The following is a 24,891-nucleotide window of genomic DNA, read 5'->3' as shown; positions in this document are numbered from 1 at the left end:
CCCTGTATTCTCGACCACCGACGGTCGGTACCCGGCCGTCCAGGGAGGCTTCGCCTAGTCTGGTCTATGGCGCCCGCCTGCTAAGCGGGTTTCGGGCTACAACCCGATCCGGGGTTCAAATCCCCGAGCCTCCGCCACCTGAACAGGCAAAACGCCGCCCCGAGCCACGAAGGCTCCGGGCGGCGTTTCGCACTTCAGCCAGCGTCCAGTCCCAGTTCCAGTCTCATTCGACCGTCCGGCCGGCCCGGACGCCCGCCGCGCCCCGTCCTTCCACCTCGGCCGCCGGGACCTCGCGGTCCAGAACAGCCCGCCGACCCGGTCGGCGACGTCCTGCCGGATCGTGTCGGTCACGTGCTGGTACGAGGCAGCCATGGCTGTCGTCGTCGACCACCCCACGACGCTCTCGGTCGAAGGGACCGGATCGGTCAGTGCGCTGTCCAGCCGCCGTCGACCGGCAGCACCGCACCGGTCAGGTAGGAGGCGGCCGGGCTGGCCAGCAACAGTGCCGCTCCGGTCAGCTCGCTCGGCTGCGCCCAGCGGCCGGCTGGCACTTGATGGTCGAGGAAGTCGCGCACGCGGGGGTCGTCGTCGACGTTGTCGTTGAGCGGCGTGCGGCAGGGCCCGGGAGCCAGCGCATTGACGCAGATCCCGGTGCCGGCCAGCTCGACCGCCAGGCTGCGGGTCAGCTGCACCACGGCACCCTTGCTGGCCGCGTACCCGGTGCGGCCGGCCGCACCGACCAGGCCCAGCGCGCTGGCCAGCGTGACGATGCGGCCGTAGCCGTGGGCGCGCATCAGCGGCACCGCCGCCTGGCAGGCGAGGAAGGTACCGACGACGTTGATGTCCAGGCATCGACGCAGCGTCGCCGCGTCCAGCTCGGCCAGCTCGCCGCGGGCCTGCACCCCGGCACTGGTGACCAGGATGTCGAGCCGGTCACCGACCGCGGCGATCAGTTCGGCCACCGACCGCTCGTCGGACACATCGCAGGCGACGCCGGTGACCGGGTGGCCGGTCTCGGCGCCGAGCGCGGCGGCCTGCTCGGCGCAGACGTCGGCGCGCCGGCCGGCGATCACCACCCGGGCGCCGGCCGCCGACAGGGTGGCGGCGATGGCGCGGCCCAGGCCGGCGGTCCCGCCGGTGACCAGCGCGACCTGGCCGGTCAGCGTGAAGTCGGGCACCGTGCTCCGATCAGGCGGTGGTCAGGAGGGCCTGCAACGCTACCGTCCGGCGCCGCATCGCGGCGTGGCCCACGGCACTCGGCCGGCCGAGGTCACCGACCCGGAGGCCGGGCGTTCGGCCTGCTCGCCGCGCGCGGTCAGACTGCGCCGCCTCGACGCGAACCGTCGGTCAGACGTCCCCGGCCGAGCGCGTGCCACCGTTCGCCGGCTCGACCGGGTGCGTCAGGGCCTGCTGGATCTGCTGGCCCACCAGGTCCAGGGAGGGGCCCTTGGTGGGTGCCGAGTATCCCATCGTCGGGTCGGGGTAGACGGCGACGTCGACCCGCGATCCGCCGGCCGAGAGCACGGACAGCCCGGGCGAGCTGCGGGCGACGTTGATCCGCACGGTGGCGGGGACGACCCTGGCGCCGTGGCTGGGGATGGTCTGTGTCCGCTTCGGTTGGCCGAGCCCGACCTTCCACAGCGAGACCGCGTTCCGGTCGATGCCGAGGATGAACCCGGCCATGCTCCGCATGCCCATCGTCGGACGGCACAGGAACGCGAGACCGTTGCGGCGCAGCGATTCCAGCACCCTGCGCTGGTTGCGCACCAGCATTCGCCCGTACACCACCAGCCCGGATACCAGCAGCGCCAGCAGCGCCAGCAGCACCACCAGGATCGGGAACAGGACCAGGAAGGTGTGCACGAGGCGACGGTAGCCCCGGTGGGCAAGCCGGGCGACCCGGCGACCCGGCGACCCGGCGAGCCTGCGACGGTGATCCGGAAGTCGGGCGTCCGGAATCCGGTCTAGCGTCGGGGCATGAACGAGTTGACACCGCGGCCGTTCTCCGCCGCACCGGGTGAGGTCGAGGCGCTGCTCGGCGCGCTGTACCGGAACCGGCGGACGTTCGCCTGGAAGACCGGCGGGCTGGACGCCGACGGGATGCGGCGCACCCTCGGGCCGTCCACCCTCACGCTCGGCGGCCTGGTCAAGCACCTCGCGCTGGTGGAGGACCACTACTTCACCCACCTGCTGCTGGGCGACGACTATCCCGCGGTGTGGGCGCCGATGGCCCAGGACGAGGACTGGCCCTGGACCTCGGCCGCCGACGACTCGCCGGCGGAGCTGCGGACGCTGTGGCTGGCGGCGGTGGCGCGCTCGGAGGCCGCCGTCGACCGGGTACTCGCCGACGCCGACCTGGACCGCGAACTCGCGCTCGCCGACGGTCCGGAGACGCTCAACCTGCGCCGGGTGCTCGTCGACCTGATCGAGGAGTACGCCCGGCACACCGGCCACGCCGACCTGATCCGGGAGTCCGTCGACGGCCTCGTCGGCGAGGACGCCCCCCGGTAGGGCTCCGGCGGTACCGGGAGGCGCGACCCGCGCAACAGAGCCGCTCCTGTGGCTTGTCGGACGATGCGCGGCGAGCGGGCCGAAGGTCACCATGAAGCGATGTGGGAACGCGAACTCGCCGCGGCCGAGCCCCGTCGACCCGGCGGTTCGCCGGTGGCGTTGTGGGTCTGTGCCGGGCTGGCCTGGTTGGTGCTGGCCTGCGTCGGGACCGTGCGCGTCTCGACCGTCCCGTTCGTGTTCCTCGACCTCCCGATGCAGCTGGCCGGGTGGCTGCTCGCCGGCGGTCTCACGGTGGCGTTGCTGCGACGGATCCGCGGGCGGCGCTGGGTGCTACCCGTTACGGTCGCGGTGCTGGTGGCCGCGTGCTTCCACTCGGTCAGCTGGTCCGTGTTCGAGCCACGCTCCTACTACGCGGCACACCGGTACGCGTTCGCGATGGTCGCGGCCGACGTCCGGGACGGCTCCATCGGGGCGTCGACCGAGTACTACGGCGACTTCCTTCCGTGGTACCTGCACGGGCTCTCGGCCACCGGCCGGGCGGCGGTGGTCGGGCAGCAGCACGGCCGCCCGGTGGTGTTCCTGCCGCAGTGGCTCGGTATGCCCGACGACGCCGGCGGCTACGTGTACGTCCAGGCACGGCCGGCCCCGGACCTGCTCGTCGACCTGTTCGGCGAGCCGTTGGCGGTCGACGACGGACTCGACCTCGGTGACGGTTGGTGGTACCTGCCGGCTCCCGCGGGCGGTCAGCGGGGGCGTAGGCGAGGCGGGGGAACGGCCAGGCGGCGGCGAGCCAGTCGCGGACCACGCGGTACAGGTCGGCGTCCAGGTCGGCTCGGTCGGCCCGTACCCAGGACCGGACGTCGACGGCCCGCGGCTCGCCGGGGGCGGGCTCGGTACGGGAACCGTAGATGTAGACGCAGCCGATCACGTCGCCGCCCGGTACCGACCGGACCGTGTAGGTGAAACCGACCCGCCGCTCGAAGTCGTCGGCGTGCCGCCGCAGGTCGGCGAGGTTCGCCTGCAGCGTCATGCCGTCGACGGGCGGCCAGGAGCTGCCCTCGAAGCCGGGGGTGGCGCGGATGTGTTCGATGCTCGCCGTCCACGCGGCGTGGTCGGACTCGTTGTGCTGCGGGCCGAGCGGTTCCAGCCGGTACCGGTCGGTGGCCGGGGGCTGCGGGATGGCGAAGTCGCGCGGTACCAGTGCCTCGGCTGCGGTCATGGCGGCAGGCTAGCCGGGCCGGTGCACCGGGTTCAGCCGAATTCCCGCCGCGCGTCGGCAGGGCCGGGTTGCGGGCCGCTGGGGGTGGTGACCTTGTGACGGCACGCCTACGGTATGAGGTGAGCCGCGGACGATCCGTGGTTTGCCGGTCCGGGGGTCGACGCCGATCCGTCCGGTCCGGATCGCCTGACCGCCGCCGGTGCCCGCGCGGCGGTCTTGCCGTACGGGCGAGGTGCCGGGCCGATGAGCGAATCGTGGCTGCCGCGCGCGGCGCCGCATCGGGCTTCCGCCGAACGAGGAAGGCCGATGCGAGCGGATCACGGGTGCCGGCCCTGGTGCCCCGTCGCGCCCCCCGCCGGGGAGGCGGGCCGGTGAGCGGCGTGGCGCAGACGGTGGCGCGCAGCTGGGCGCGGATCGCCGACCGGCAGGACCGGGTCTCGGCCTACTTCTACGCCCGGCTGTTCCTGGCGGCGCCGCAGCTGCGCGACCTGTTCCCGATCCAGCTGCGGCCGCAGCGGATCAAGCTCGTGGCGGCCGTGGGGCAGGCGATCGCGGCGCTGGACCGGCCGGCCGAGTTCGACGAGCCGCTGCGGGCGTTGGGGCGGGCGCACCGCCGGTTCGACGTCGAGCCGGCGTACCACGACGTCTTCCGGGAGTGCCTGATCGAGGCGGTCCGGGTGCACTCCGGTACCGACTGGAACGACGCGACGGAGCGCGCCTGGCGCACCGGGTACGACCTGATCGCGGCGCGGATGAACGCCGGCGCGGCGGCGGAACCGTCCCCGCCGTACCGGTTCGCCGAGGTGCTCACGCACGACCGACGATCGGCGGAGGTGGCGGTGTTCACCTGCCGGCCGGCGGAGCCGGTGCGCTACCGGCCCGGGCAGTACGTGCCGGTCGAGACCGGGCACGAGCCGCGGGTGTGGCGCCGGTACTCGATGGCGACCGCGCCGCGCCCCGACGGCGTGCTGGAATTCCACGTCCGGGCGGTCGGTGCCGGTGTCGTCTCGCCGGCGCTGGTGTGGAAACTGCGGCCGGGTGAGGTGATCCGGCTCGGCCGGCCGGCCGGCGACCTGTCGCTGCCGACCGGGCGGGACGTGGTGTGCCTGTGCGGCGGTACCGGGGTGGCGCCGGTGCGCGCGCTGGTCGAGGCGGCGCCGGCCGGCTGGGAACGCTGGGTGCACCTGTTCGTCGGCGCCCGCACCGAAGCCGGGCTGTACGACCTGCCCGCGCTGTCCGAGCTCGCGGCGTGCCGGCCGTGGCTGCGGCTGGTGCCGGTGGTCAGCCACGACACCGGGTACCGCGGCGAACGCGGGCTGCTCGCCGACGTCCTCGCCCGCCGGGGCAGCTGGGCCGACCACGACTTCGTCCTGTCCGGCTCGCCGGCGATGCTGCGGTCGACCGTCGCCGCCCTGCGCGCCCTCGGCGTGCCCGCCGCCCGCATCCAGCACGACCCGTACGACTGACAGTCGCACCGTCGCCGCGCCGCGCCTCGTCGCGCTGTTGGGCTGGGGCGGGCTGCTGTGGGGGTCAGGGGAGTTGGCGGAGGCAGGTACGGAAGACGTCGGTGAGGTGGTCGAGGAACGCCGGGTCCGGCGGGGTGTCGTCGGCGAGCAGGCCGCGCACGTACCCGGTCCCGATCAGTACCGCGACGCACAGCGCGGCGCGGCGGCGCGCCTCGGTGGCCGGCAGCCGGGCCGCGAGCGGCCCGATCAGCTGGTTCTCCAGCCGCTCCCGGAGCAGTTCGCGGATCTCCGGTGACTCGACCGACCGGGTCGCGGCGGACAGCGCCCGGCTGCTGTCGGCGGACCGTTGCCGTCGGCGCATCGCGTACTCGGCGAGGTAGCGCGGCAGCTCGTCCAGCGGTACCGCGCTGAGCTGCGGCAGCGTCGCGCCGGCGCCGAGTACCGCGTCGAACAGGCCGAGCTTGGACCCGAAGTACCGGTTGATCAGCGCGACGTTGACGCCCGCGCCGGTGGCGATGGCCCGCACCGTGACCGTCCGGTACCCCTGTTCGGCGAAGAGCCGGGCGGCGCAGTCGAGGATGCGCGCCTCGGTGGCCTCGCGGTCCCGGGTGCGGGGCGGCTGCCCGTCTCGGTCGGTTGTGCCGGTCGTCACGGCTGCCATGGTACGGGCCCGGTTGACGAAGTAAACGTGTGCTTACTAGAGTTGCTTGTATCGCGCAAACAACTGGAGCCCGCGCTGATCCCCGTCGCCGCGGCCCTGAACCCCGACCGAGGTGAGTTCGGTGACCTCTGCCCCCGAGGCTCGAATCGCTGACGCGCTGTCCGACATCCGGGAGGCCACCTGGCGGCTCGGCCCCCTGATGCGTGCCGTGTACCGGACCGTGATGTCCGACGTGATGGCCGCGCACCACCTGATCCCGCTGCTGGAACGGCTGCCCGGGGTGCGTACCAGCGACCTCGCCCGCGGCCGCGGGGTCTCGATGTCCACCGTGAGCCGGCAGGTCGACCAGCTCGTCCAGCAGGGCTGGGTGCGGATCGAGCCCGACCCCGACGACCAGCGCGCGCACCGGCTCTACCTGACCGCCGAGGCGATGTCCCGCCTCGCCACCGCCCGACAGGACATCGCCGGGCTCTGCGAGCGCCGGCTCGGCGCCGAACGCGCGGCCCGCCTCATCGATGCCGCCAACGCGCTGCGGGACGCGGTCGACGCGCTCGCCGACCTGTCCGACCAGCCGACCTGCCCGTTCCGTACCGCCGAGACGCCGCTGGCCGACGCACCGGCCCCCGAAGTACCGGGCGCCGAAGCGCCGGGCTCCGAAGCGCCGGGCTCCGAAGCGCCGGGCTCCGAAGCGCCGGGCTCCGAAGCGCCGGACGCCGAAGTACCGGACGCCGAAGCGTCGGACGCCGAAGCGCCGGGCTCCGGGACGCCGGGCTCCGGGACGCCGGGCGCCGGAACGCCGGGCGACGAAGCGCCGGACGCGGCCCCGGCGCCGGCACCGGCCGCGGCCCCGGCACCGGCCGCGGCGGTGCGGCCGCAGCTGACCGCCTGACCAGATACCGAACCACGCGAGAAGAAGGTGACCATGACGGCGATGGCGACGCAGCCCGATGCGGCGCCGGCCGGACCGGCAGCACCGGCCGTCCGGCCGCGGTACACCCACCGGCAGGTCCTGGAGGTGCTGGCGGCGCTGCTGATGGCGCTGCTCACCTCGATGATCTCCACGTCGGTGGTGAGCACCGCGCTGCCGACGATCGTCGGCGAGTTCCACGCGCAGAACCGGCTGTCCTGGATCGCGAGCGCGACCCTGCTGACGATGACGGCGTCCACCCCGCTGTGGGGCAAGCTGTCCGACCTGTTCGGCCGCAAGGTGCTGTTCCAGCTGTCCCTGGTCATCTTCGTGGTGTCCTGCGCCGCGGCCGGGTTCTCGCAGAACATGACCGAGATGATCGTCGCCCGCGCGTTCCAGGGCATCGGCGCCGGCGGGCTCTCCGCGCTGACCCAGGTGATCCTCGGCGACATCGTCGAACCGCGGGAACGCGGCCGGTACTCCGGCTACCTCGGTGCGGCGTTCGGGGTGTCCACCGTGGCCGGCCCGCTGCTCGGCGGGTTCCTCGTCGACGGCCCCGGCTGGCGGTACTGCTTCTTCATCTCCATCCCGCTCGCCGTCGTCGCGTTCATCATGATCCAGAAGATCCTCAAGCTGCCGCACGTGGCGCGTGACGCGAAGGTCGACTGGCTCGGCGCGACGTTCCTGACCGCCGGGTCGGCGCTGCTGGTGGGCATGCTGTCGTTCGCCGGGCAGGAGTTCGACTGGAACTCGCCCTGGACGTACGGGCTGGCCGGCGCGGCGCTGCTGTGCCTGCTCGGTGCGGTCTTCGCCGAACGGCGGGCGCACGACCCGATCCTGCCGCCGCGGCTGTTCCGCAACCGTACGTTCGTGCTCACCGCGACGGCGTCGCTGCTGGTCGGCGTCGCGATGTTCGGCGGGATCATCTACCTGCCGCAGTACCTGCAGATCGTGCAGGGCATGTCGCCCACCGCGTCCGGCCTGATGACGCTGCCGATGGTGGTCGCGATGTTCCTGTTCTCCATCGGGATCGGGCAGGTCATCACCCGCACGGGGCGGTGGAAGATCTTCCCGGTGATCGGCATGCTGGTCGTCTCGCTCGGCATGTTCCTGCTGTCCCGGCTGCACGTCGACTCGTCGCACGGCACGATCGGGCTGTACGTGGCGGTGCTCGGCGCCGGGCTCGGCATGACGATGCAGACGCTGATCCTGGCCGCGCAGAACGCGGTGCAGCGCGCGGACATGGCCGCCACCACCTCGGGCGTCTCGTACTTCCGGTCGCTCGGCGGCGCGATCGGGGTCGCCGCGTTCGGTGCGATCCTGACCAACCGCTTGGCCGACGAGATCGTCACCCAGGCGGTCAAGGCGCACCTGAACCTCGCCGGCGGCGGGTTCGACGCGTCCAGCATCGGTTCACCGGAGGCCATCAAGCACCTCAAACCGATCGTGCGGCACGTGGTGCGGGAGGCGTTCACCGGTTCGCTGCACGCCGTGTTCCTGACCGCGGTACCGGTGGCGCTGGCCGGCTGGCTCGCCGTGCTGTTCCTCAAGGAGTTGCCGCTCCGCTCGTCCCGGCACCCGGTCGAGACCCCACCCGCCGGGGACGCGCCGTCGTCGGCGGCCTCCGGCGCGACCCCGGCGTCCGGCCCGGCCGACCGCACCGCGATCCCGGCGTCCGGCCCGGACGACCGCACCGCGACCCCGGCGTCCGGCCCGGCCGACCGCACCGCGATCCCGGCGTCCGGCCCGGACGACCGCACCGGACCCGCTGGTGGCGGTACCGCGGTGCTCGGGGCGGCGCCCGGCGAACCGCCCTCGGCCGGGGCCGGGCGGGGCGAAGCGCTCTCGGCCGGGGCCGGGCCGGGCGAAGTGGCCTCGGGCGGCAGGTCGCCGGGCGTTGCGGCCGGCGGCACGGCGTCTCCGCCGGTACGCGTCGAGCTCGACCGGATCGGCCGGGACGACGCGCTGGTCAGCGGGCTGCTGCTGGCCATGGTGGCGCAACGGATGGACCGGCCGGACAGCGCCGGCTCGCCGCTGGTGCCCGCGCTGGCCGAGCTGCTGCCGACGGCGACCGGTACCGCGGCGGAGCGGGCCCGGCTCGCTGTCGACCAGGTGATCCGGCCCTCGGCGCTGGCCCTGATGCAGCGGGCGCACCGACCGGCGACGTGCCCAGCCGACCCGGCAGTCGACGATGTGCCCGCCGCCGGTTCGGCGACCGGTGACGGCGTTGCCAGCGCCTGGTCGGCGGGCGGTGACGGCGTCGCTGGCGCCTGGTCGGCTGGCGGTCACGGTGCCGGTTCGGCGGGCGGCGACGCTGGGGCTGGTACCGGGGCGGCAGGGCCTCGCGCCGGTTCGGCGGGCGGCCACGGTACGGCCGGGCCGGCCGGCGGCGCGCGGGGGAGCGTCGACGGTCGGTCCGGCTCGGCCTACGGCGGTGCGGCGCGATGATCCGGCGCTTCGTCGCGGCCGTAGCCGGCGTGCTGGGCCTGCTCGCCGGGCTGTGGCTGGTGCTCGCTCCGTTCGCGCTGGGCAACCAGCCGGCCGGCCGGGACTGGACCAGGCCGACCACGGTCACCGTGGCCACCGGCGGTGCGGTGGCGCTGGTCGGGCTGGCCGGCTTCGTCGCGGCGACCGCGGCACTGTTCGGCGTCACCCGCCGGTACGGCACGGCCGCAGCGGCCGGCCCGACCCGGCACGGCTCGCCCGGGGCGCGCGACTCGATCCGGGACGGCTCGGCGGAGGAGTCCGGCCCGATCCGGGATGGCTTGGTCGAGCCGGTCGGCTCGATCCGGGAAGGCTCGGCGGAGGAGCCCGGCTCGATCCAGGACGGCTTGCCGGAGGAGTCCGGCCCGATCCGGGACGGCTCGGCGGAGACGCCCGGCTCGGGCCGGTACCGGTCCGCCGAGGGGTCGGCAGACCCGGCGCCGGGCGTACCGGATCCGGCAGTCGGCGGGCCGGTCGAACGGGAGACGAGCGTCGCTGCCGCACCGCCGCCCGCCGAGATGCCGGAGCCGGGCGCGGTGTCACCGGCCGACCTGCTGTCGGCGGTACTGCCGGCCCTGGTCGCCGATCTCACCGCCCCCGACCGCAACCCGGTCGACCGCGGGCCCCTCGACCGCACCGCGACCGGTGGCACCGTCGGCGGTACGGTGCCTGGCCGTGCCGTCCCGGCCGGTGCCACAGGCCGGACCCGGGCCGCGGCCGGGCCGAGCGCCGAAGCCGGGAAGACGCCGATCGAGGCCGGTCGCGCCGCTGTCGGTCCGGCCGGTGCCGAGGACGCGACGATCGGCCGGTTCCCGCGGCGGCCGGTCGTCGGAGTCAACGGCTACCCCGGGCCGGCGTGGTCGGGTTTCCTGCACCCGGGCCACGAGCATGCCGGAGGTACCGTCGCGGACGCGGTGCACGGCCGCGACCGGGCCGTGCAGTGCCGGTCCGAGGTGCGTCGTGCGGGCGCGTGACGGCATCGCGGTCGCCGCGCTGGTGCTGCTGGCGGCGGCCGGTGGCTGGCTGGTCGCCGCGCCGTTCGTGCTGCGCTACCAGCCGACCGGGGCGCGCTGGACCGCGGCGACCAGGCTGAGCCTGTGGTGCGGCGTCGGGCTGCTGGGCCTCGGGCTGCTCAGCCTGACCGGATACGTGACCGCCGCGCTGCGCGAGGTCGTGGTGCGTAACGCGCCACCCGGCCGGCACGAGCGCCGGGACTGAGACTCCGGCGGCGTCCGCTTCCGTGGGGGAGGCCGGACGCCGCCGGCTCCCTTCCAGGCTGGACGCCGCTGGCCCCGTTCAGGGGCGGGCGCCGCCGGCTCTCTTCCTGGCCGGGCGCCGCTGGTTCCGTTCAGGGTTGGACGCTGCTGGCCCGGGTCAGGGCCGGGCGAGGCGGCGCAGCGCGAGTTCGGTGAGCAGGTCGGCGCCGTCGTCGAGGACGTCGTCGGCGAACACCACGTCGCCGGCGTGGTTGCTGGGTGAGTCGGCCGGTGCCGTGCCGGCCGGTGCGGCGCCCAGCACCACGAACGCTCCCGGTACCTCGGCCAGCAGGTACGAGAAGTCCTCGGAGGCGGCGAGCGGGTGCGGCATCGGGTACGCGCGCTCCGGGCCGAACAGGTCCGTCGCCGTGTCGAGTACCAGTCGGGCCGCCGCCTCGTCGTTCACGGTCGCCGGATGCACCGGGATCGGTTCGACGGTGACCGACAGGTCGTGTGCCGCCGCGATCCCCTGGTACAGCCGGGCCAGCCGGTCGAGCACGGCGCGCCGCGACGCGGCGGAGAACGAGCGGATCGACAGCTCCAGTTCGGCGGTCGCCGGGATCACGTTGCGCCGGGTACCGGCGTGGATCGTACCGACGGTGACGACGACCGGGTCGAACACGTCGAAGCCGCGCGCCACCAGCGCCTGCGTCGCGGTGACCATCTCGCACGCGGGCGGGATCGGGTCGCGGCTGCGCTGCGGGGTGGAGGCGTGCCCGCCTCGGCCGCGCACGGTGACCCGCAGGCCATCGGAGGCGGCCATCACCGGTCCGGGCCGGGTGGCGACCACGCCGGGCGGCACCACGTCGCCGAACACGTGCAGCGCGTAGCCGGCGACCGGCCGGCGGCCGGCCGCGGCCAGCAGCCCCTCGGCGAGCATGGCGCGGGCGCCGCCGTGCCCCTCCTCGCCGGGCTGGAAGCAGAACAGTACGTCGCCGGCGAGTTCGTCGACCCGCGCGGCGAGCCGGTGCGCGGCGCCGACCAGCATCGCGGTGTGCAGGTCGTGCCCGCAGGCGTGCATCGCACCGTCCACGGTGGACCGGTACGGCACGTCGGCGGTTTCGGTGACCGGCAGCGCATCCAGGTCGGCGCGCAGCAGTACCACCGGGCCGCCGGTGCGGGCGCCGCCCCGCAGCACCGCGACGACCGAGGTGAGCGCGTCCCCGGTCGTGACCTCCAACGGCAGCCCGGCCAGCGCATCGAGCACGGCGCGCTGGGTCCGGGGCAGGTGCAGCCCGATCTCGGGCTGCCGGTGCAGGTCGTGCCGGAGTCGCGTCAGGTTCATACTTCCAGCGGCTTCTTCGCGGTTTCCGTCAGGAACAGGTACACCACGAACGACACCGCGCACAGCCCCGCGATGTAGTACGGGAAGAGTCCGGCGTGGCCCAGCGACTTGAACAGCGTGCCCATGTAGGGCGCGGTCCCGCCGAACAGCGCCACCGCCAGCGAGTACGGGAAGCCGATGCCGCTGGCCCGCACCCGCGCCGGGAAGATCTCCGCGTTGATCGCCGCCGCGATCGAGGTGTACCCGGTCAGCAGGATCATGCCGACCAGGGTGATCGCCAGCATCACCCCGAACGAGTCGGTCAGCAGCATCAGCAGCGGCACGGTCAGGACGGTGAACCCGCCGGAGAACACCAGCAGCATCGGCTTGCGGCCGATCCGGTCCGACAGCATCCCGCCGAGCGGCTGGATGATCGCGAAGAACGCCAGCGCGATCGTGGACACGATCAGCGACTCGCCCTTGTCGAACCCGTGGTTCTGCTGCGCGTAGGTCGGCAGGTACGCGGTCCACGAGTAGTACGCGATGGTGCCGCCGACGGTGATCCCGACGATCAGCAGCGACTGCTTCGGGAACCGGACCAGCGCCTCGTAGAAGCGCGGCCGTTCGGTGGCGGCGACCTGCTTGGTCTCCCGGACGCCGCGGCGCAGCCACAGCCCGAACAGCGCGAGTACCGCGCCGAGCAGGAACGGGATCCGCCAGCCCCACCCGGTCATGGCGTGCTCCGACAGCACCCCGACCAGCAGCGCGGACAGGCCGGACGCGATCAGCTGGCCGATCGTGGTCGACACGTACTGGAAGCTGGCGAACAGGCCGCGGCGGCGCGGCCCGGCCGACTCGACCAGGAACGTGGTGGACGCCGCGAACTCGCCGCCGATCGACAACCCGGAGATCAGCCGCGCCAGGACCAGGATGATCGGTGCCAGCACGCCGACCGCGGTGTAGGTCGGCACGATGCCGACCAGCAGGCTGCCGAACCCCATCAGCAGGATCGTCACGGTCAGCGCGGTCCGCCGGCCGAACCGGTCGGCCACGCTACCCAGCAGCAGGCCGCCGATCGGGCGCATGAAGAACCCGACGGCGAATACCGCGAACGTGCTGAGCGCCGAGGCGACCGGGCTGTGGCTGGGGAAGATCAGCGGCCCGAACGTGGTCGCCAGGAACGTGTAGGTGTACCAGTCGTACCACTCGATCGCGTTGCCGACGGACGCGGCGGCCACCTGCCGCAGCCGGCCGGCCAACCCGAGCGGCGTCGACGTCGCCGTCTCACTCATCGCCGGTCTCCTTCGCCGGAACGGCCGGCCGGCAGCTACGCACCGTGCTGTGCTCGCTCATCTGGGGTGCCTCACTTCGTGGGGGATGGCCCGATCATTGCCCCGGGTACCCGAAGTCGGTCGCCGAAACGCAGGATCGGACGCTAGCCTCGCCTCCTGATGCAGGATTTCGACGACGCCGACCTGGCGCTGATCCACGCGCTGCAGATCGCGCCCCGGGCGTCCTGGGCGCTGCTCGGGGCGGTGCTCGGCGTCGACCCGGTGACGGTCGCCCGCCGCTGGCAGCGGCTGTCCGCGGCCGGTGACGCGTGGATCACCGGGTACGGGTCGGCCGCGCTGATGCGCCGCACCAGCATGGCGCTGGTCGCGGTGTCCTGCCTGCCCGGCCGGCTGCCCGAGATCACCGCGCGGATCCTGGACGACCCGCACGCGGTCACCGTGGAACACACCACCGGCAACTGCGACCTGCTCGTCACGGTGTGGACGACCGGCCTCGCCGACCTGTCCGACTACCTGGTCGGCCGGCTGTCCCGGCTGCCCGGTGTCACCGCGACCCGCACCACGATGGTCACCGAGGTGTACGCGGAGGGTTCCAGCTGGCGGGTCGGCGTGCTGGACGCCGCCGCCCGGGATCGGCTGCGCCGGGCGGCGCTGAGCCGGGCCACCGGTACCGGCGAGCTGCGTACCGCGGACCGGCCGCTCGCGCTCGCGCTGGGCCGGGACGGCCGGTTGCCGTACCCGGAACTGGCCGCCGCGGCCGGGATCACCGCGGCGACCGCCCGGCGCCGGGTGGCCCGGATGCTCGACGACGGCGTGCTGACGATCCGGTGCGAACTCGCCCGGTACGCCTCGCACCGGCCGGTGTCGGTGACCCTGTGGGCGAACGTCCCGCCGGGCGAGCTGGCCGCGACCGCCGCGGCGATCGCGTCCCGCCCCGAGGTACGGCTGTGCGCGGCGGTCGCCGGCACCCAGAACCTGATCGTCACGGCGTGGTTGTCGGCGCTCGCCGACCTGCAACGGCTGGAGATCAGCCTGGCCGCCCGGTTCCCCGGGCTGTCGATCGCGGAGCGGGCCATCGTGCTGCGGCACCAGAAGTTGATGGGCCGGGTACTCGACGAGGCCGGCCGCGCCGTCCGCTCCGTCGACATGGACATCTGGCGCCCACCGTCCGCGCGCCGGCCGGCCGGCGCCCTACCCTGACCGGCCGCGCTCAGCGGCGGGCGCCGGCGAGCTGGCGGCCGGCGCGGTACAGCCGGCGCAGCGTGCCGCGCGGCCGGGTCGGCAGGTACATCGCGCCGATCTCGGACAGCCACTGTTGGAACGCCGGGTCGTCGAGCGGTGCGCCGGCGGCCAGCCGGCCGCCGACGGCGGTGCGCACCCGGGCCGCGCCTGCGTACCCGTCGACCAGCACCAGGCTCGACTCGCGGCGACCGAACCGGCCGAAGGTGATCTCGACCGGCCAGGGCAGCCCGAACAGCGCCCGGGCCAGCATCGCGACCGGCGTCAGAACCAGCCGGAGCGCCTGCTCGGCGGCCATCACCAGCAGCAGCGGCAGCGCGATCAGCACGCACAGCACCGAGATCGGGTCGATGTCCAGATCCAGCACGTCGAGCAGCCGGGCCAGCGGCCGACCGGTGCGGCAACCGCGCCACGGCGCCCGCCGGCACCACACCCGCCATCCGCCGCCGCGCGGCAACCGCCCTCGCACGCCGCCAGCGTAGGCGCCGCCGCCAATCGGGCGGCGAGGCGCCACCGGCCGGCCCGAACGGTCCGGCTGGGCGCCGGCCGGCCGAAACGGTCCCTGCTGGGTGCCGGCCGGCCCGAACGGCTCCGGCGGGGCGCCGGCCGGCCGAAACGGCCCCGGCTGGCCACAGCCCGGCCCGAACGGCCCCGGCTGGGCGCCGGCCGGCTCGCGCTGGTCCGGTTGCGCCGGCTCGCCGGCCCCCGCTGGCGCGCCCGGCCCGGCCGCGCGCCGGGCCGGGTGGTGTGGCCCACGCGGGCATGACAGGACCGGCCAGCTTGGTTAGGCTCACCTTATTCATTCGGCCCGGCCGGGTCGGATTCGTGCGCTCGGGAGGACGACGTGGCCGCAGCACCGGCACTGTCCGCCGCCGGCCTCGCCGTCGGGTACCCGCAGCGCCGCGTGCTGTCCGACGTCGGCCTCGGCCTGACCCCCGGTACCGTCACGGTGCTGGTCGGCCCGAACGGCTGCGGCAAGTCGACCCTGCTGCGCACGCTCGCCGGACTCCAGCCGGCGCTGGCCGGTACGGTCCGGGTCGGCGCCGACGACCTCGCCGGTCTGTCCCGCCGCGACCTCGCCCGGCGGTTGGCCTTCCTGCCGCAGTCCCCGCTGGTACCGGCCGGGGTGGCGGTGCACGACCTGGTCCGGCACGGCCGGTACGCGCATCGCGGCGCGCTGCGCCGGCACACCGCCGGCGACCGGGCCGCGGTCGACTGGGCGCTGTCGGTCACGCACGCCGACGAGCTGGCCGACCGGCGCATCGACGAGCTGTCCGGCGGGGAACGGCAGCGCGCCTGGCTGGCCACGGTGCTCGCGCAGCAGGCCGGCGTGCTGCTGCTCGACGAACCCACCACCTACCTCGACCTGCGGCACCAGCTGGAGGTACTGGAGGTCGTCCGCGGCCTGGCCCGCGACCACGGCATCGCCTGCGGGCTGGTGCTGCACGATCTCGGCCAGGCCGCCGGGTACGCCGACCGCGCGGTGCTCGCCGCGGACGGTGGCGTGGTCGCCGCCGGTACCCCGGACGAGGTGTTCACCACCGGGCACATCCGCCGCGCCTTCGAACTGGACGTCGCCGTCGTCCGGGACGCCGAGTCCGGTCACCTGGCGCTGTTCCCGCGCCTCGACCACGGACGCACCGGCAGCACCGCGTTCGACACCACCGACTGACCGCGACCCGCCCCACCCCCGACCAGCCGACGAGGAGCGCCATGCCGACCACCGCCCAGTTCCGTACCACCCGCCGCCGGGCACTGATCGGCGCGGTCGGGCTCGCCACCGCCGGCCTGCTGGCCGCGTGCGGCGGCGGTACCGCCGGGGATGCCGCCGGTAGCAACGGATCCGGCTCGGGTTCCGGCTCGGTCGCGGTGCACGACGTGACCGGTACGGTGCACCTGGCCAAGCCGGCGAAGCGGGTCGTCGCGCTGGAGTGGAACTACGTGGAGGACCTGCTCACGCTCGGCGTCACGCCGGTCGGCGTGGGCGACGCCGGCACGTACGACCAGTGGGTCGGTGCCGGGAAGCGGCTGCCGAAGAGCGTCACCGACGTCGGTACCCGGGCGCAGCCGAGCCTGGAGAAGATCAAGGCGCTGAACCCGGACCTGATCGTGGTGGAGAAGAGCCGGGTCAGCGCGAACCTGGGGCAGCTCAAGGACATCGCGCCGGTCGTCGAGTTCGACGGGTACAGCCCGAACGACGAGCTGGTGCGGACCGCGAACACCAGCATGATCCAGCTCGGTACCGCGGTGGGCAAGGCCGCTGCGGCGAAGCAGGTCGTGGCGCGGTACCAGCAGAAGGTGGCGGCGGCCAAGAAGAAGCTCGCCGGCAAGGCGACGGACATCGCGCTGCTGCAGGGGTTCTCGGTCGACGGGCAGCCGAGCATCCGGGCCTACACCGACCACTCCCAGGCGGTGCAGGTGCTGGAATCGATCGGCCTGACGAACGCCTGGCACGGCAAGGACTCCGACCCGTCCGGCTTCACCGCGACCGGCGTCGAGGGGCTCACCCAGGTCTCCGGTGCGACCGTGCTCTACATCGCCCAGCCGTCCGACGACCCGTTCACCGGCGCCCTGGCCAAGAACGCCACCTGGAAGAACCTCGGCTTCGTCAAGCAGCACAAGCTGCACGGCATCGACCCCGGTACCTGGGTCTGGGGCGGCCCGAAGTCCAACGAGATGCTGATCGACCAGGCGCTGAGCGCGCTCGGCGCGGCGTGACCGCGGCGATCGCGACCCCGCCGGCAGTGCGCCGACCGGTACCGCCGGCCGGCCGGTACCGGATCGCGATCGTCGCCGCGGTCGGCGTCGTCCTGCTGGTCGCGCTCGCGATCGTGCACCTCGGGCAGGGCAGCGCCGGGATCGGGCTGTCCCGGCTGCTGTCGCTGGCCGCCGGGCACACCGACCCGGACGCGCTGGCCGTGCTGCGCGGATCCCGGTTGCCGCGGCTGACCGCCGGCCTGGTCACCGGCCTGGCGCTGGGCATCTCCGGCGCGCTGATCCAGGGCGCCACCCGCAACCCGCTCGCCGCCCCGGACACCCTCGGCGTCAACGCCGGCGGGTACCTCGCCGTCTCGATCTGCACGCTGTCCGGGGTGCAGCTCGGCATCCTGCCGTCGGCGGCGGTGGCGTTCGCCGGCGGCCTGGTCGCGGCCGGGTTGGTGCAGCTGCTCACCGCCGGCGGCCCGGTCGCGCCCGGCCGGATGCTGCTCGCCGGTACCGCGGTGGCGATGGCCGGCAGCTCGGCGGCGACCGTACTGCTGATCCTGCACGCGCAACGGGCCCAGGGACTTTTCTTCTGGGGCAACGGATCGCTGCTGGAGACCGGCCTGACCAGGCCGCTGCTGCTCGGCCTGATCGTGCTGCTCGCCGCGGCGGTGACGCCGCTGCTGGCCCGGCCGCTGGACCTGCTCGCGCTCGGCGACGACACCGCGGAGGCGCTGGGCCTGCGGGTCGGCCGGATCCGGCTGTCCGCGTTCGCGCTGGCGGTGCTGTTCTCCGCCGTCTCGGTGGCGCTGACCGGCCCGATCGGGTTCGTCGGGCTGGTCGCGCCGGTGGTGGTGCGGCTGTTCGGGGTGCGCCGGCACGCCGCGCTGCTGCCCATCGCCGGCGTGTACGGCGCGGTCTTCGTGCTCGGCGCCGACGTGGTGGCCCGCGCGCTGCTCGCCGCGTCCGGCGCCAGCAGCTACGAGATCCCGGCCGGTGTGGTGACCGCCCTGGTCGGCGGGCCGATCTTCGTCTACCTGGCCCGCCGGGTACCGACCGGGGACGCGGACACCGGGGCCGCGGTGACCGTGTCGGCGCCGCGCAGCCGCCGCCGGTACGCGCTGATCGTGGCCGGCGGCGTCGTGGCGCTGGCGCTGGCGGTGCTGGCCGGGCTCGCCGTCGGTGACGTGCACCTGTCGGTCGGGAAGCTGCTCGCGGCGACGGTCGGGCAGTCCGACGCGCTGTCCAACGGGATCGTCGCGTTCCGGGCGCCGCGGATCGTGGCCGCCGCGCTGGCCGGCGCCTGCCTGGCCGGGGCCGGCGTCGCGATCCAGTCGGTGGTGCGCAACCCGCTCGCCGAACCGAGCCTGCTCGGCGTCACCGGCGGTTCGGCGATCGGCGCGGTCGCCCTGATCACCCTGGTACCCACCGCGCCGCGGTGGGGCATCCCGGCCGCCGCGCTGGTCGGCGGGGTACTCGCGCTCGGCCTGGTGATGCTGCTCGCCACCCGCCGCCGCACCAAGGTCGCCGACCCGACCCGGGTGGTACTGGTCGGCATCGGCCTGGCCGCCGCCACCTCGGCGCTGGTCCAGGTGCTGTCGCTGCGCGCGCAGCTGCAGCTCGCCGCGGCGCTGACCTGGCTCGCCGGCTCCACCTACGCGCGCTCGGCGAGCGACCTGACCTGGTTCGTGCTGCCGGCACTGGTCCTCGCGGCGCTGATCGCCGCCTCCCGGGTGCTCGACCTGCTCGGCCTCGGCGACGACCTGCCCCGCGCGCTCGGGCTGCCCACCGGCCGGGCCCGGCTGGCGGTACTGCTGGGCGGCGCCGTGCTCGCCGCCGGCACCGCGGCGGTCGTCGGTACGGTCGGGTTCGTCGGGCTGATCGCGCCGCACCTGGCGCGCCGCCTGGTCGGTTCGGCGCACCGCCGGCTGCTGCCGGTCGCCGCGCTGCTCGGCGCGGTGCTGGTGGTCGGGGCGGACGCGCTCGGCCGGTACGTGCTGGCGCCGAACGAGATCCCGGTCGGCATCGTCACCGCACTGGCCGGCGCCCCCTACCTGATCTGGCTGCTGCGTCGCCAGCGCAGGGCTTCCTGACCGGCTCGCGTCGAGCGTGGCGCCGCGCCGCCGCTCGTGTCGATCGTGGCGCCGCGCCGCCGCTCGTGTCGATCGTGGCGCCGCGCCGCCGCTCGTGTCGGTCCACGATCGGGTCTTCGGTGCGGCTCCGCGCCGTGCGACAGGTGCTCGGTGGTGGCGACGGACGGTGACCGGATGGTCGCGGCGTACCTCACAGGGCTTCGCCCGGCGAGAGCCGATGGATGGGCTAGGCTAGCCTAAGTTTGCGGCGGGGAGGAACGGTCGCAGCGCAGGCGGGGGGAACGGGTGTCCGATCGGTGGCTGGTGCGGTGACGCTCGCGCTGACCGGCACCCACCCCGCGCCGCTCGCCCCGGTGCTCGCCGCGCTCGACGCGGTCCGTGACGGCCGCGCCGAGTTCGGCATCGCGGACGGCCTGGCGGCCGGTGCCGACTGGGTCCCGGCCGCCGCACTCGTCGACGGCAGCGCGCTGCCCCGGCTGCTGTCGGTGCCGACCACCCAGTGGGGCGCGAAGCCGCACGCCGCCGCCGCCCTGGCGTACAAGCAGTACACGTACTGGCTGGCCCTGCCGGCGGTGATCGGCTGGGCCACCGCGCGCCGGGTGCCGCTGCTGTCCGCCGACAACGTGGCGGTGCAGTTCCTCGACGACAGGCCATATTTCCGGCTCGGGATGCGGCGGCCGGCCGTCGCGGTGCTCGCCGACGACCCGGCCGCCGGCCATCCCGGCACCGTCGTGGTGGACACCGCCGACGAGCTGCTCGCGGTGCTCGCCGGCACGCTGCGGGACCGGCACGTGGCGCCGCTGATCGAGGCGACCCGCCGGCACGTACGGATCGGCGCGCACACCCTGTGGGGCCAGCTCGCCGCCTCGGTCGGGTACGCGCTCGCCGCCGCCGAACCGGTCCTGGACGGGGCCACCGCCGACGCCGAGGCGTTGCTGTCCGCGCTGCGGCTGGCCGACCTCGCCGAGCTGTGCGACACCGGCGACGCGCTCCGGGTGCGCCGGAACACCTGCTGCCTGGCCTTCGTCGTACCGGGTCTGGGCAACCGCCTCTGCCCGGACTGCTGCATCACCCGCCGCCCGACCAGTTGACCACCGCGCCGTGTTGATCATGGTGCAGCCTGGTTGATCATGGTGTTGTCTTGCGCGGCAAGCGTTGTCCGCGCGGACGACACCATGATCAACACGGCTGGGCGGCGAGGGCGGCGGTCAGCTCGGCGATCCGGGCGGCGGACTCCGCGTTCTGCGGCGTGTGCAGGACGAGGGCGACGTCCGGGCGGTCCGGCAGGTGCAGCATCCGGCCCTCCACCACCAGCTCGCCGACCCGCGGGTGCAGCAGCGTCTTGACCGTCGCGTTCGGCGGCTTGACCTCCTGCCGGGACCACAGCGCGGCGAACTCGGTGCTGCGTTCGGCGATGTCGGCCAGCACCGCGGTGTACCCGTCGTCCGGGCCGTGCCGGGTCATCTCGTGCCGGTAGTGCGCCACCACCGTCGGCGCCACCTGCTCCCAGTGCGGGTACCGCGCGCGGTACAGCTCGTCGGTGAAGAAGTCGATCAGGCAGTTGCCGGCGATCGTGTCCTCCCAGCCGAACAGCGACCGGGCGCTCGCGTTGGCCGCGACGAAGTTCCAGTACCGGTCGACGACGTGCGCCGGGTTCGGCAGCCAGCCGTCCAGCAGCCGGGTGATGTCCGCGCCGACGGTCTGCTCGGCCGGCTCGGTCGGCAGCGGCGGGTTGAGCCCGGCCAGCACGTACAGGTGCCGGCGTTCCGGGTCGGTGAGCCGCAGCACCCGGGCCACCGCGTCGAGCACCTGCCCGGACACCGTGATGTCACGGCCCTGCTCCAGCCACTGGTACCAGGAGACGCCCACGCCGGCCAGCACCGCGACCTCCTCGCGCCGCAGCCCCGGGGTGCGGCGCCGCGGGCCGGCGGGCAGCCCGGCCTCGGCCGGAGACACGGCGGCCCGGTGCGCCCGCAGGAACTCGGTCAGCTCGGTACGCCGGACGGTGGTGGTCATGCCACCAGCATAAGCAGGCTCTCGGCGCAGGTTCGAAATCCGTCGAATGATTCTGGCCATGGCAACGACACTGAACCAGCCGGCCGCGACCACCCCGGCGCCGCGACTGTCCACCCGCGCCCGGCTGGTACTGATCCTGCTGTGCGCGGCCCAGTTCGCGATCGCGATCGACTTCTCCATCCTGAACGTCGCGCTGCCCAGCCTCGGCCGCGACCTCGGCCTCGCCGAGGCGAACCTGCAGTGGGGGGTGACCGCGTTCGCGCTGCCGTCCGGCGGGTTCCTGCTGCTCGCCGGCCGGCTCGGCGACCTGGTCGGGCGGCGCCGGATGTTCCTGGTCGGGCTGACCGGGTTCGCGGTCGCCTCGCTGGCCGCGACGCTGGCCGTCGACCCGGCGATGTTCCTCGCCGCCCGCGCCGTGCAGGGACTCGGCGCCGCGGTCACCATCCCGACCGCGATGGCGCTGCTGACCACGACGTTCGCCGAGGGGCCGGCGCGCAACCGGGCGCTCGGCGTGTCCGGCATGGTGCTGTCGCTCGGCTTCACCCTCGGCATGCTGCTCGGCGGCACCCTGACCTCGGCGTTCGGCTGGCGCTCCACGATGGCGCTGAACGTGGTCATGGCGCTCCCGGTGCTGGTGGCCGCGCCGCTGCTGCTGACCGAGAGCCGGCGCACCGACCGGCCCCGGCTCGACCTGCCCGGCGCGGTGACCGTCACCGGTGGCCTGCTCGGCCTGATCTACGCGGTGTCCACGGCCGCCGAGACCTCCTGGACCCGCCCTGACGTACTGGTCACGCTCGTCGCCGCGGTCCTGCTGTTCGGCGCGTTCGTCGTGGTCGAGTCGCGGGCCGTGGAGCCGCTGGTGTCGCTGGCCGTACTGCGCCGGCGCACCGTCGCGGTGGGCAACCTGGGCGGGCTCGTCACGTTCGCGATGGCCAGCTCGCTGACGTTCCTGCTCACCCTGTACCTGCAGCAGATCCGGCAGCTGTCGCCGTTCGAGTCCGGCCTGGTGTTCGGGGTGACCGGGCTGGGTGCGGCATCCGTCGGGCTGGTCGCGTCCCGGCTGGTCGACCGGTACGGCAGCCGCACCGTACTGATCGCCGGCCTCACCGTGCAGGGCGTCACGACCGCGGTCCAGCTGGCGATCGGCGCGCACGGCGGCGTCTGGCTGGTGCTGGTGTTCTGCACCATCGCGTTCGGCGGGCACATGGCGGCGGTCGTCTCGTACGGGATCACCGCGACGTCCGGGCTGTCCAACACCGAGCAGGGGCTCGCCACCGGCCTGCTCACCACCGCGCAGCAGGTCGGCCTGACCGCCGGCATCCCGATCCTGTCCGCGCTGTACGCGGCGCGTAGTGCGGCGTTGCGCTCGGCCGGCGCCGGGCCGGTGGACGCGATGCTCGGCGGCATCCACCGCGGCATCCTGGTCGACGCGCTCGTCGCCCTCGCCGCCGCGCTGCTGATCGCCGTGCTGCTGCGCCGCCGTACCACCCGCTGACCCGGCCGGGTGCGCCGCCGCCCGGCCCACCGACCCGGGTGGCTGTGCTGCCGGACGATCCGCCGACCCGGGTGGCCGCGACGCCCGGTGGTCTCGGCGCACCTCGATCCTGGGCTCGTGGCCGGCAGCCGCCGGCCACGATCCCAGGTCGGCGCCGGCGTGATCCAGACGCTCGGACCTTGATCACGGTGGCGTGCCGACCGCACAAGGTACCGATGTCCGCCGGGTCCGAGGTGAGGATCGTGACCGGGCCGGGAGCCGCCAGCGCGGTCGCGCAGAGCATCGCGTCGATCGCGTACTCGTGGCCGTGCAGGCGCCGGGCTGACCGGGGCGGGTCAGTCCGGCGGGGTGAGGCCGGCGCGGGTGGCGAGGACGACGAGCTGCGCCCGGGACCGCGCGCCGAGCTTGGTCATCACCCGGGTGACGTGGGTACGGACGGTGGCCGGGGACAGGAACAGCGCGGCCGCGATGTCCGCGTTCGACCGGCCGGTACCCACCCAGGCGGCGATCTCGCGCTCCCGCTCGGTGAGCGTGTCGAGGCCGTCGACGGGTTCCGGCGGCGCCCACTGCCGCGCGAACGTGCCGACCAGCATCCGGGTGATCGACGGGGACAGCAGCGCCTCCCCGGCGGCCACCACCCGGATCGCCCGGACCAGCTCGGTCGGCGCGGTGTCCTTGAGGACGAAGCCGCTCGCGCCCGCGTGCAACGCCTCGAACACGTACCGGTCGATCTCGAACGTGGTGACCACGATGACGCGCACCCCACCCAGCGCCGGGTCGGCGGCGAGCGTGCGAAGCAGTTCCAGGCCGTCCATGCCGGGCATCCGGATGTCGAGCAGCAGCACGTCCGGCGGGTCGCGGCGGATGGCCGCGAGCGCCTCCCGGCCGTCGGTGGCCTCGCCGACGACCCGCATGTCGTCCTCCCGGTCCACCAGGACCCGCAGACCCATCCGGACCAGCTGGTGGTCGTCGGCGAGCAGTACCCGGATCATCGTTCCGCCGCGGGCATCGGCAGCCGGGCGACGACCCGGAACCCGTCCTCGTACGGCCCGGCCGTGAGTTCACCGCCGAGCTGATCGACCCGGCGGCGCATCACCGTCAGCCCCCGACCCGGCGGCCCCGCGATACCGGCACCCTGGTCCGCGACCTCGACGACCAGCTCCGCCGGGGTGGTACGCACCGAGACCCGGGCGGTGGTCGGCCCGGCGTGCCGCAACACGTTGGTCAGCGCCTCCTGGACGACCCGGTAGACGCCGCCGGCCAGCGACCCGGGTACCGGCCGGTCGCCGTCGACGGTGACCTCCACCGGCAGCCCGCCGGCCCGGACCCGCCGCACCAGGTCACCGAGTCCCGGTACGCCGGCCGGGTCGGTGGCCGCGCCGGGCCGCGGGTGCAGGCTGTCGAGCATCCTGCGCAGTTCGGCGAGCGCCGTTCCGCTGGTCTCCTGTACCGCGGCGAGCGAGCGGCGGGCCTGCTCGGGTTGCTCGTCGAACACCAGCATCGCCACCCCGGCCTGCATGGTGATCAGCGCGAAGGCGTGCCCGGCGATGTCGTGCACCTCGCCGGCCAGCCGGGCCCGCTCCTGCAGCGCGGCCCGGGCGACCAGGTCGGCCCGGGATCGCCGCCGCGCCGCGTCGGCCACGTGCACCAGCGCACCGAGCGACCAGGGCAGCGCGATCCAGGTGGCCCAGACGACCGCGAGCAGCGGCGACGCGCCGCCGTCGGTGAGCAGCCGGACCAGCATGGTGCCGGACGAGATCGCCGCGGCGATGCCGCAGGCGAGCGCCGAGCGTCGCAGCGGCTGCTGCCGCGCCACCTCGAACACCGCGATCACCAGGCACAGCAGCACCGGCCCGTACGGGAAGCCGGCCAGCAGGTAGCCGTTGACCAGCACCGTGGCGGCGCCGAGCGACCACAGCGGGGCCGCCCGGTGCCAACCCACCGTCGTGCCGGCGGCCAACCCGATCAGCAGGACGCCCGCCACGTCGAGCGGGCGGTACCGGTCCTGGCCGCCCGCGACGAGCAGCGCGCCGACCACCACCGCGGCGGTGAACCCGGCGGCGAGCACCAGGTCGGTACGGCTCGGCCGGGGCAGCCGCGCGGCGACCACGGTGTCCATCCCGGCCCCCCTTCCGATCTCGCCGGAGCATCGCCAGCCAGTCTGCCCGCCGGTTCGCGGCGGTGCGTCCGCTCCCGAGCGGCGGCCGGGTACGGCGATCGACGTACCCGCGGCCAGGACGAGCCGCTTTTCGCCGGACGCGGTGGGGCCGGGTCGGCTCCCACGA

The 24,891-nt window shown here is 74.6% G+C and carries 21 protein-coding genes, 1 tRNA gene and 1 pseudogene; 13 read left to right on the top strand and 10 right to left on the bottom strand.

Annotated features, from left to right (window positions below; genetic code table 11):
• Window positions 1-43: 43 nt before the first annotated feature.
• A tRNA-Ser gene (locus Athai_RS29585) sits at window positions 44-137 on the top strand.
• Between the two features lie 288 nt (window positions 138-425).
• On the opposite strand, the gene Athai_RS29580 is transcribed toward Athai_RS29585, so the two are convergent.
• Together Athai_RS29580 and Athai_RS29575 are read right to left on the bottom strand one after the other, a co-directional pair.
• Window positions 426-1,178 (bottom strand): SDR family NAD(P)-dependent oxidoreductase, encoded by a 753-nt coding sequence (locus Athai_RS29580; RefSeq protein ID WP_203964518.1) that lies wholly within the window; start codon window positions 1,176-1,178, stop codon window positions 426-428.
• Window positions 1,179-1,347: 169 nt separating this feature from the next.
• Window positions 1,348-1,863 carry a hypothetical protein gene (locus Athai_RS29575; protein ID WP_203964517.1) on the bottom strand — a complete coding sequence of 172 codons (516 nt, stop codon included), beginning with the start codon at window positions 1,861-1,863 and terminating at the stop codon, window positions 1,348-1,350.
• A 114-nt stretch (window positions 1,864-1,977) separates the two neighbouring features.
• On the opposite strand from Athai_RS29575, the gene Athai_RS29570 reads away from it, so the two are divergent.
• Window positions 1,978-2,511: a DinB family protein gene (locus Athai_RS29570; RefSeq protein WP_203964516.1), complete on the top strand. Its 534-nt coding sequence runs from the start codon at window positions 1,978-1,980 to the stop codon at window positions 2,509-2,511.
• 736 nt (window positions 2,512-3,247) lie between these two features.
• On the opposite strand, the pseudogene Athai_RS35415 reads toward Athai_RS29570, so the two are convergent.
• A pseudogene (locus tag Athai_RS35415) lies at window positions 3,248-3,730 on the bottom strand (N-acetyltransferase); the annotation flags it as partial.
• A gap of 371 nt (window positions 3,731-4,101) precedes the next feature.
• Between Athai_RS35415 and Athai_RS29560 the strand changes: the two are divergent.
• A complete protein-coding gene (locus Athai_RS29560; protein WP_239157247.1) occupies window positions 4,102-5,196 on the top strand; it encodes a globin domain-containing protein in 1,095 nt (364 codons plus the stop codon).
• Between the two features lie 64 nt (window positions 5,197-5,260).
• On the opposite strand, the gene Athai_RS29555 is transcribed toward Athai_RS29560, so the two are convergent.
• Entirely contained in the window at window positions 5,261-5,848 is a 588-nt protein-coding gene (locus tag Athai_RS29555) for a TetR/AcrR family transcriptional regulator (RefSeq protein WP_239157246.1), read from the bottom strand.
• A 130-nt stretch (window positions 5,849-5,978) separates the two neighbouring features.
• On the opposite strand from Athai_RS29555, the gene Athai_RS29550 reads away from it, so the two are divergent.
• Genes Athai_RS29550 through Athai_RS29535 form a run of 4 tightly spaced genes read left to right on the top strand, consistent with a single transcriptional unit; the run spans window position 5,979 to window position 10,466 of the window.
• Window positions 5,979-6,746: a MarR family winged helix-turn-helix transcriptional regulator gene (locus Athai_RS29550; protein WP_203964513.1), complete on the top strand. Its 768-nt coding sequence runs from the start codon at window positions 5,979-5,981 to the stop codon at window positions 6,744-6,746.
• A gap of 33 nt (window positions 6,747-6,779) precedes the next feature.
• Window positions 6,780-9,212, top strand: coding sequence for an MDR family MFS transporter (locus Athai_RS34960; RefSeq protein ID WP_203964512.1), 2,433 nt, complete (start codon window positions 6,780-6,782; stop codon window positions 9,210-9,212).
• Window positions 9,209-10,222 (top strand): hypothetical protein, encoded by a 1,014-nt coding sequence (locus tag Athai_RS29540; protein WP_203964511.1) that lies wholly within the window; start codon window positions 9,209-9,211, stop codon window positions 10,220-10,222. Before Athai_RS34960 ends, Athai_RS29540 begins: the two co-directional genes overlap by 4 nt.
• Entirely contained in the window at window positions 10,209-10,466 is a 258-nt protein-coding gene (locus Athai_RS29535) for a hypothetical protein (protein WP_203964510.1), read from the top strand. The genes Athai_RS29540 and Athai_RS29535 overlap by 14 nt, the downstream gene beginning before the upstream one ends.
• 156 nt (window positions 10,467-10,622) lie before the next feature.
• Here Athai_RS29535 and Athai_RS29530 read toward each other — a convergent pair whose 3' ends face one another.
• Together Athai_RS29530 and Athai_RS29525 are read right to left on the bottom strand one after the other, a co-directional pair.
• The gene (locus Athai_RS29530; protein ID WP_203964509.1) at window positions 10,623-11,789 is read right to left on the bottom strand and encodes a M20 metallopeptidase family protein; all 1,167 of its coding nucleotides are present in this window, start codon (window positions 11,787-11,789) and stop codon (window positions 10,623-10,625) included.
• Window positions 11,786-13,060, bottom strand: a complete 1,275-nt coding sequence (locus tag Athai_RS29525; RefSeq protein ID WP_203964508.1) for an MFS transporter — start codon at window positions 13,058-13,060, stop codon at window positions 11,786-11,788. Before Athai_RS29525 ends, Athai_RS29530 begins: the two co-directional genes overlap by 4 nt.
• A gap of 159 nt (window positions 13,061-13,219) precedes the next feature.
• On the opposite strand from Athai_RS29525, the gene Athai_RS29520 reads away from it, so the two are divergent.
• Complete coding sequence (locus Athai_RS29520; protein WP_203964507.1) at window positions 13,220-14,260, top strand: AsnC family transcriptional regulator; 1,041 nt, start codon at window positions 13,220-13,222, stop codon at window positions 14,258-14,260.
• A gap of 10 nt (window positions 14,261-14,270) precedes the next feature.
• Here the strand turns inward: Athai_RS29520 and Athai_RS29515 are convergent, their stop codons facing one another.
• Window positions 14,271-14,768: a hypothetical protein gene (locus Athai_RS29515; RefSeq protein WP_203964506.1), complete on the bottom strand. Its 498-nt coding sequence runs from the start codon at window positions 14,766-14,768 to the stop codon at window positions 14,271-14,273.
• Between the two features lie 375 nt (window positions 14,769-15,143).
• Between Athai_RS29515 and Athai_RS29510 the strand changes: the two genes are divergently transcribed.
• The 4 genes from Athai_RS29510 to Athai_RS29495 all read left to right on the top strand — a co-directional run bounded on the left by Athai_RS29510 (window position 15,144) and on the right by Athai_RS29495 (window position 20,186).
• Entirely contained in the window at window positions 15,144-15,971 is an 828-nt protein-coding gene (locus Athai_RS29510; protein WP_203964505.1) for an ABC transporter ATP-binding protein, read from the top strand.
• Window positions 15,972-16,012: 41 nt separating this feature from the next.
• The gene (locus tag Athai_RS29505; protein ID WP_203964504.1) at window positions 16,013-17,017 is read left to right on the top strand and encodes an ABC transporter substrate-binding protein; all 1,005 of its coding nucleotides are present in this window, start codon (window positions 16,013-16,015) and stop codon (window positions 17,015-17,017) included.
• Entirely contained in the window at window positions 17,014-19,095 is a 2,082-nt protein-coding gene (locus tag Athai_RS29500; RefSeq protein WP_203964503.1) for an iron ABC transporter permease, read from the top strand. The genes Athai_RS29505 and Athai_RS29500 overlap by 4 nt, the downstream gene beginning before the upstream one ends.
• A 296-nt stretch (window positions 19,096-19,391) precedes the next feature.
• On the top strand, window positions 19,392-20,186 hold the full coding sequence (locus Athai_RS29495) for an IucA/IucC family C-terminal-domain containing protein (RefSeq protein ID WP_203964502.1): 795 nt from the start codon (window positions 19,392-19,394) through the stop codon (window positions 20,184-20,186).
• An 88-nt stretch (window positions 20,187-20,274) separates the two neighbouring features.
• Here the strand turns inward: Athai_RS29495 and Athai_RS29490 are convergent, their stop codons facing one another.
• The gene (locus Athai_RS29490) at window positions 20,275-21,111 is read right to left on the bottom strand and encodes a helix-turn-helix transcriptional regulator (RefSeq protein WP_203964501.1); all 837 of its coding nucleotides are present in this window, start codon (window positions 21,109-21,111) and stop codon (window positions 20,275-20,277) included.
• Between the two features lie 58 nt (window positions 21,112-21,169).
• Between Athai_RS29490 and Athai_RS29485 the strand changes: the two genes are divergently transcribed.
• Window positions 21,170-22,606, top strand: coding sequence for an MFS transporter (locus tag Athai_RS29485; protein ID WP_203964500.1), 1,437 nt, complete (start codon window positions 21,170-21,172; stop codon window positions 22,604-22,606).
• A 335-nt stretch (window positions 22,607-22,941) separates the two neighbouring features.
• Here the strand turns inward: Athai_RS29485 and Athai_RS29480 are convergent, their stop codons facing one another.
• Together Athai_RS29480 and Athai_RS29475 are read right to left on the bottom strand one after the other, a co-directional pair.
• On the bottom strand, window positions 22,942-23,598 hold the full coding sequence (locus tag Athai_RS29480) for a response regulator (RefSeq protein WP_203964499.1): 657 nt from the start codon (window positions 23,596-23,598) through the stop codon (window positions 22,942-22,944).
• On the bottom strand, window positions 23,595-24,725 hold the full coding sequence (locus Athai_RS29475; RefSeq protein ID WP_203964498.1) for a sensor histidine kinase: 1,131 nt from the start codon (window positions 24,723-24,725) through the stop codon (window positions 23,595-23,597). Before Athai_RS29475 ends, Athai_RS29480 begins: the two co-directional genes overlap by 4 nt.
• Window positions 24,726-24,891: the final 166 nt, after the last annotated feature.

It is taken from the genome of Actinocatenispora thailandica (assembly GCF_016865425.1).
Lineage (GTDB): Bacteria > Actinomycetota > Actinomycetes > Mycobacteriales > Micromonosporaceae > Actinocatenispora > Actinocatenispora thailandica.
The sequence above is the reverse complement of the archived record's forward strand: the minus strand, read 5'-3'. Positions and strand labels throughout refer to the sequence as shown.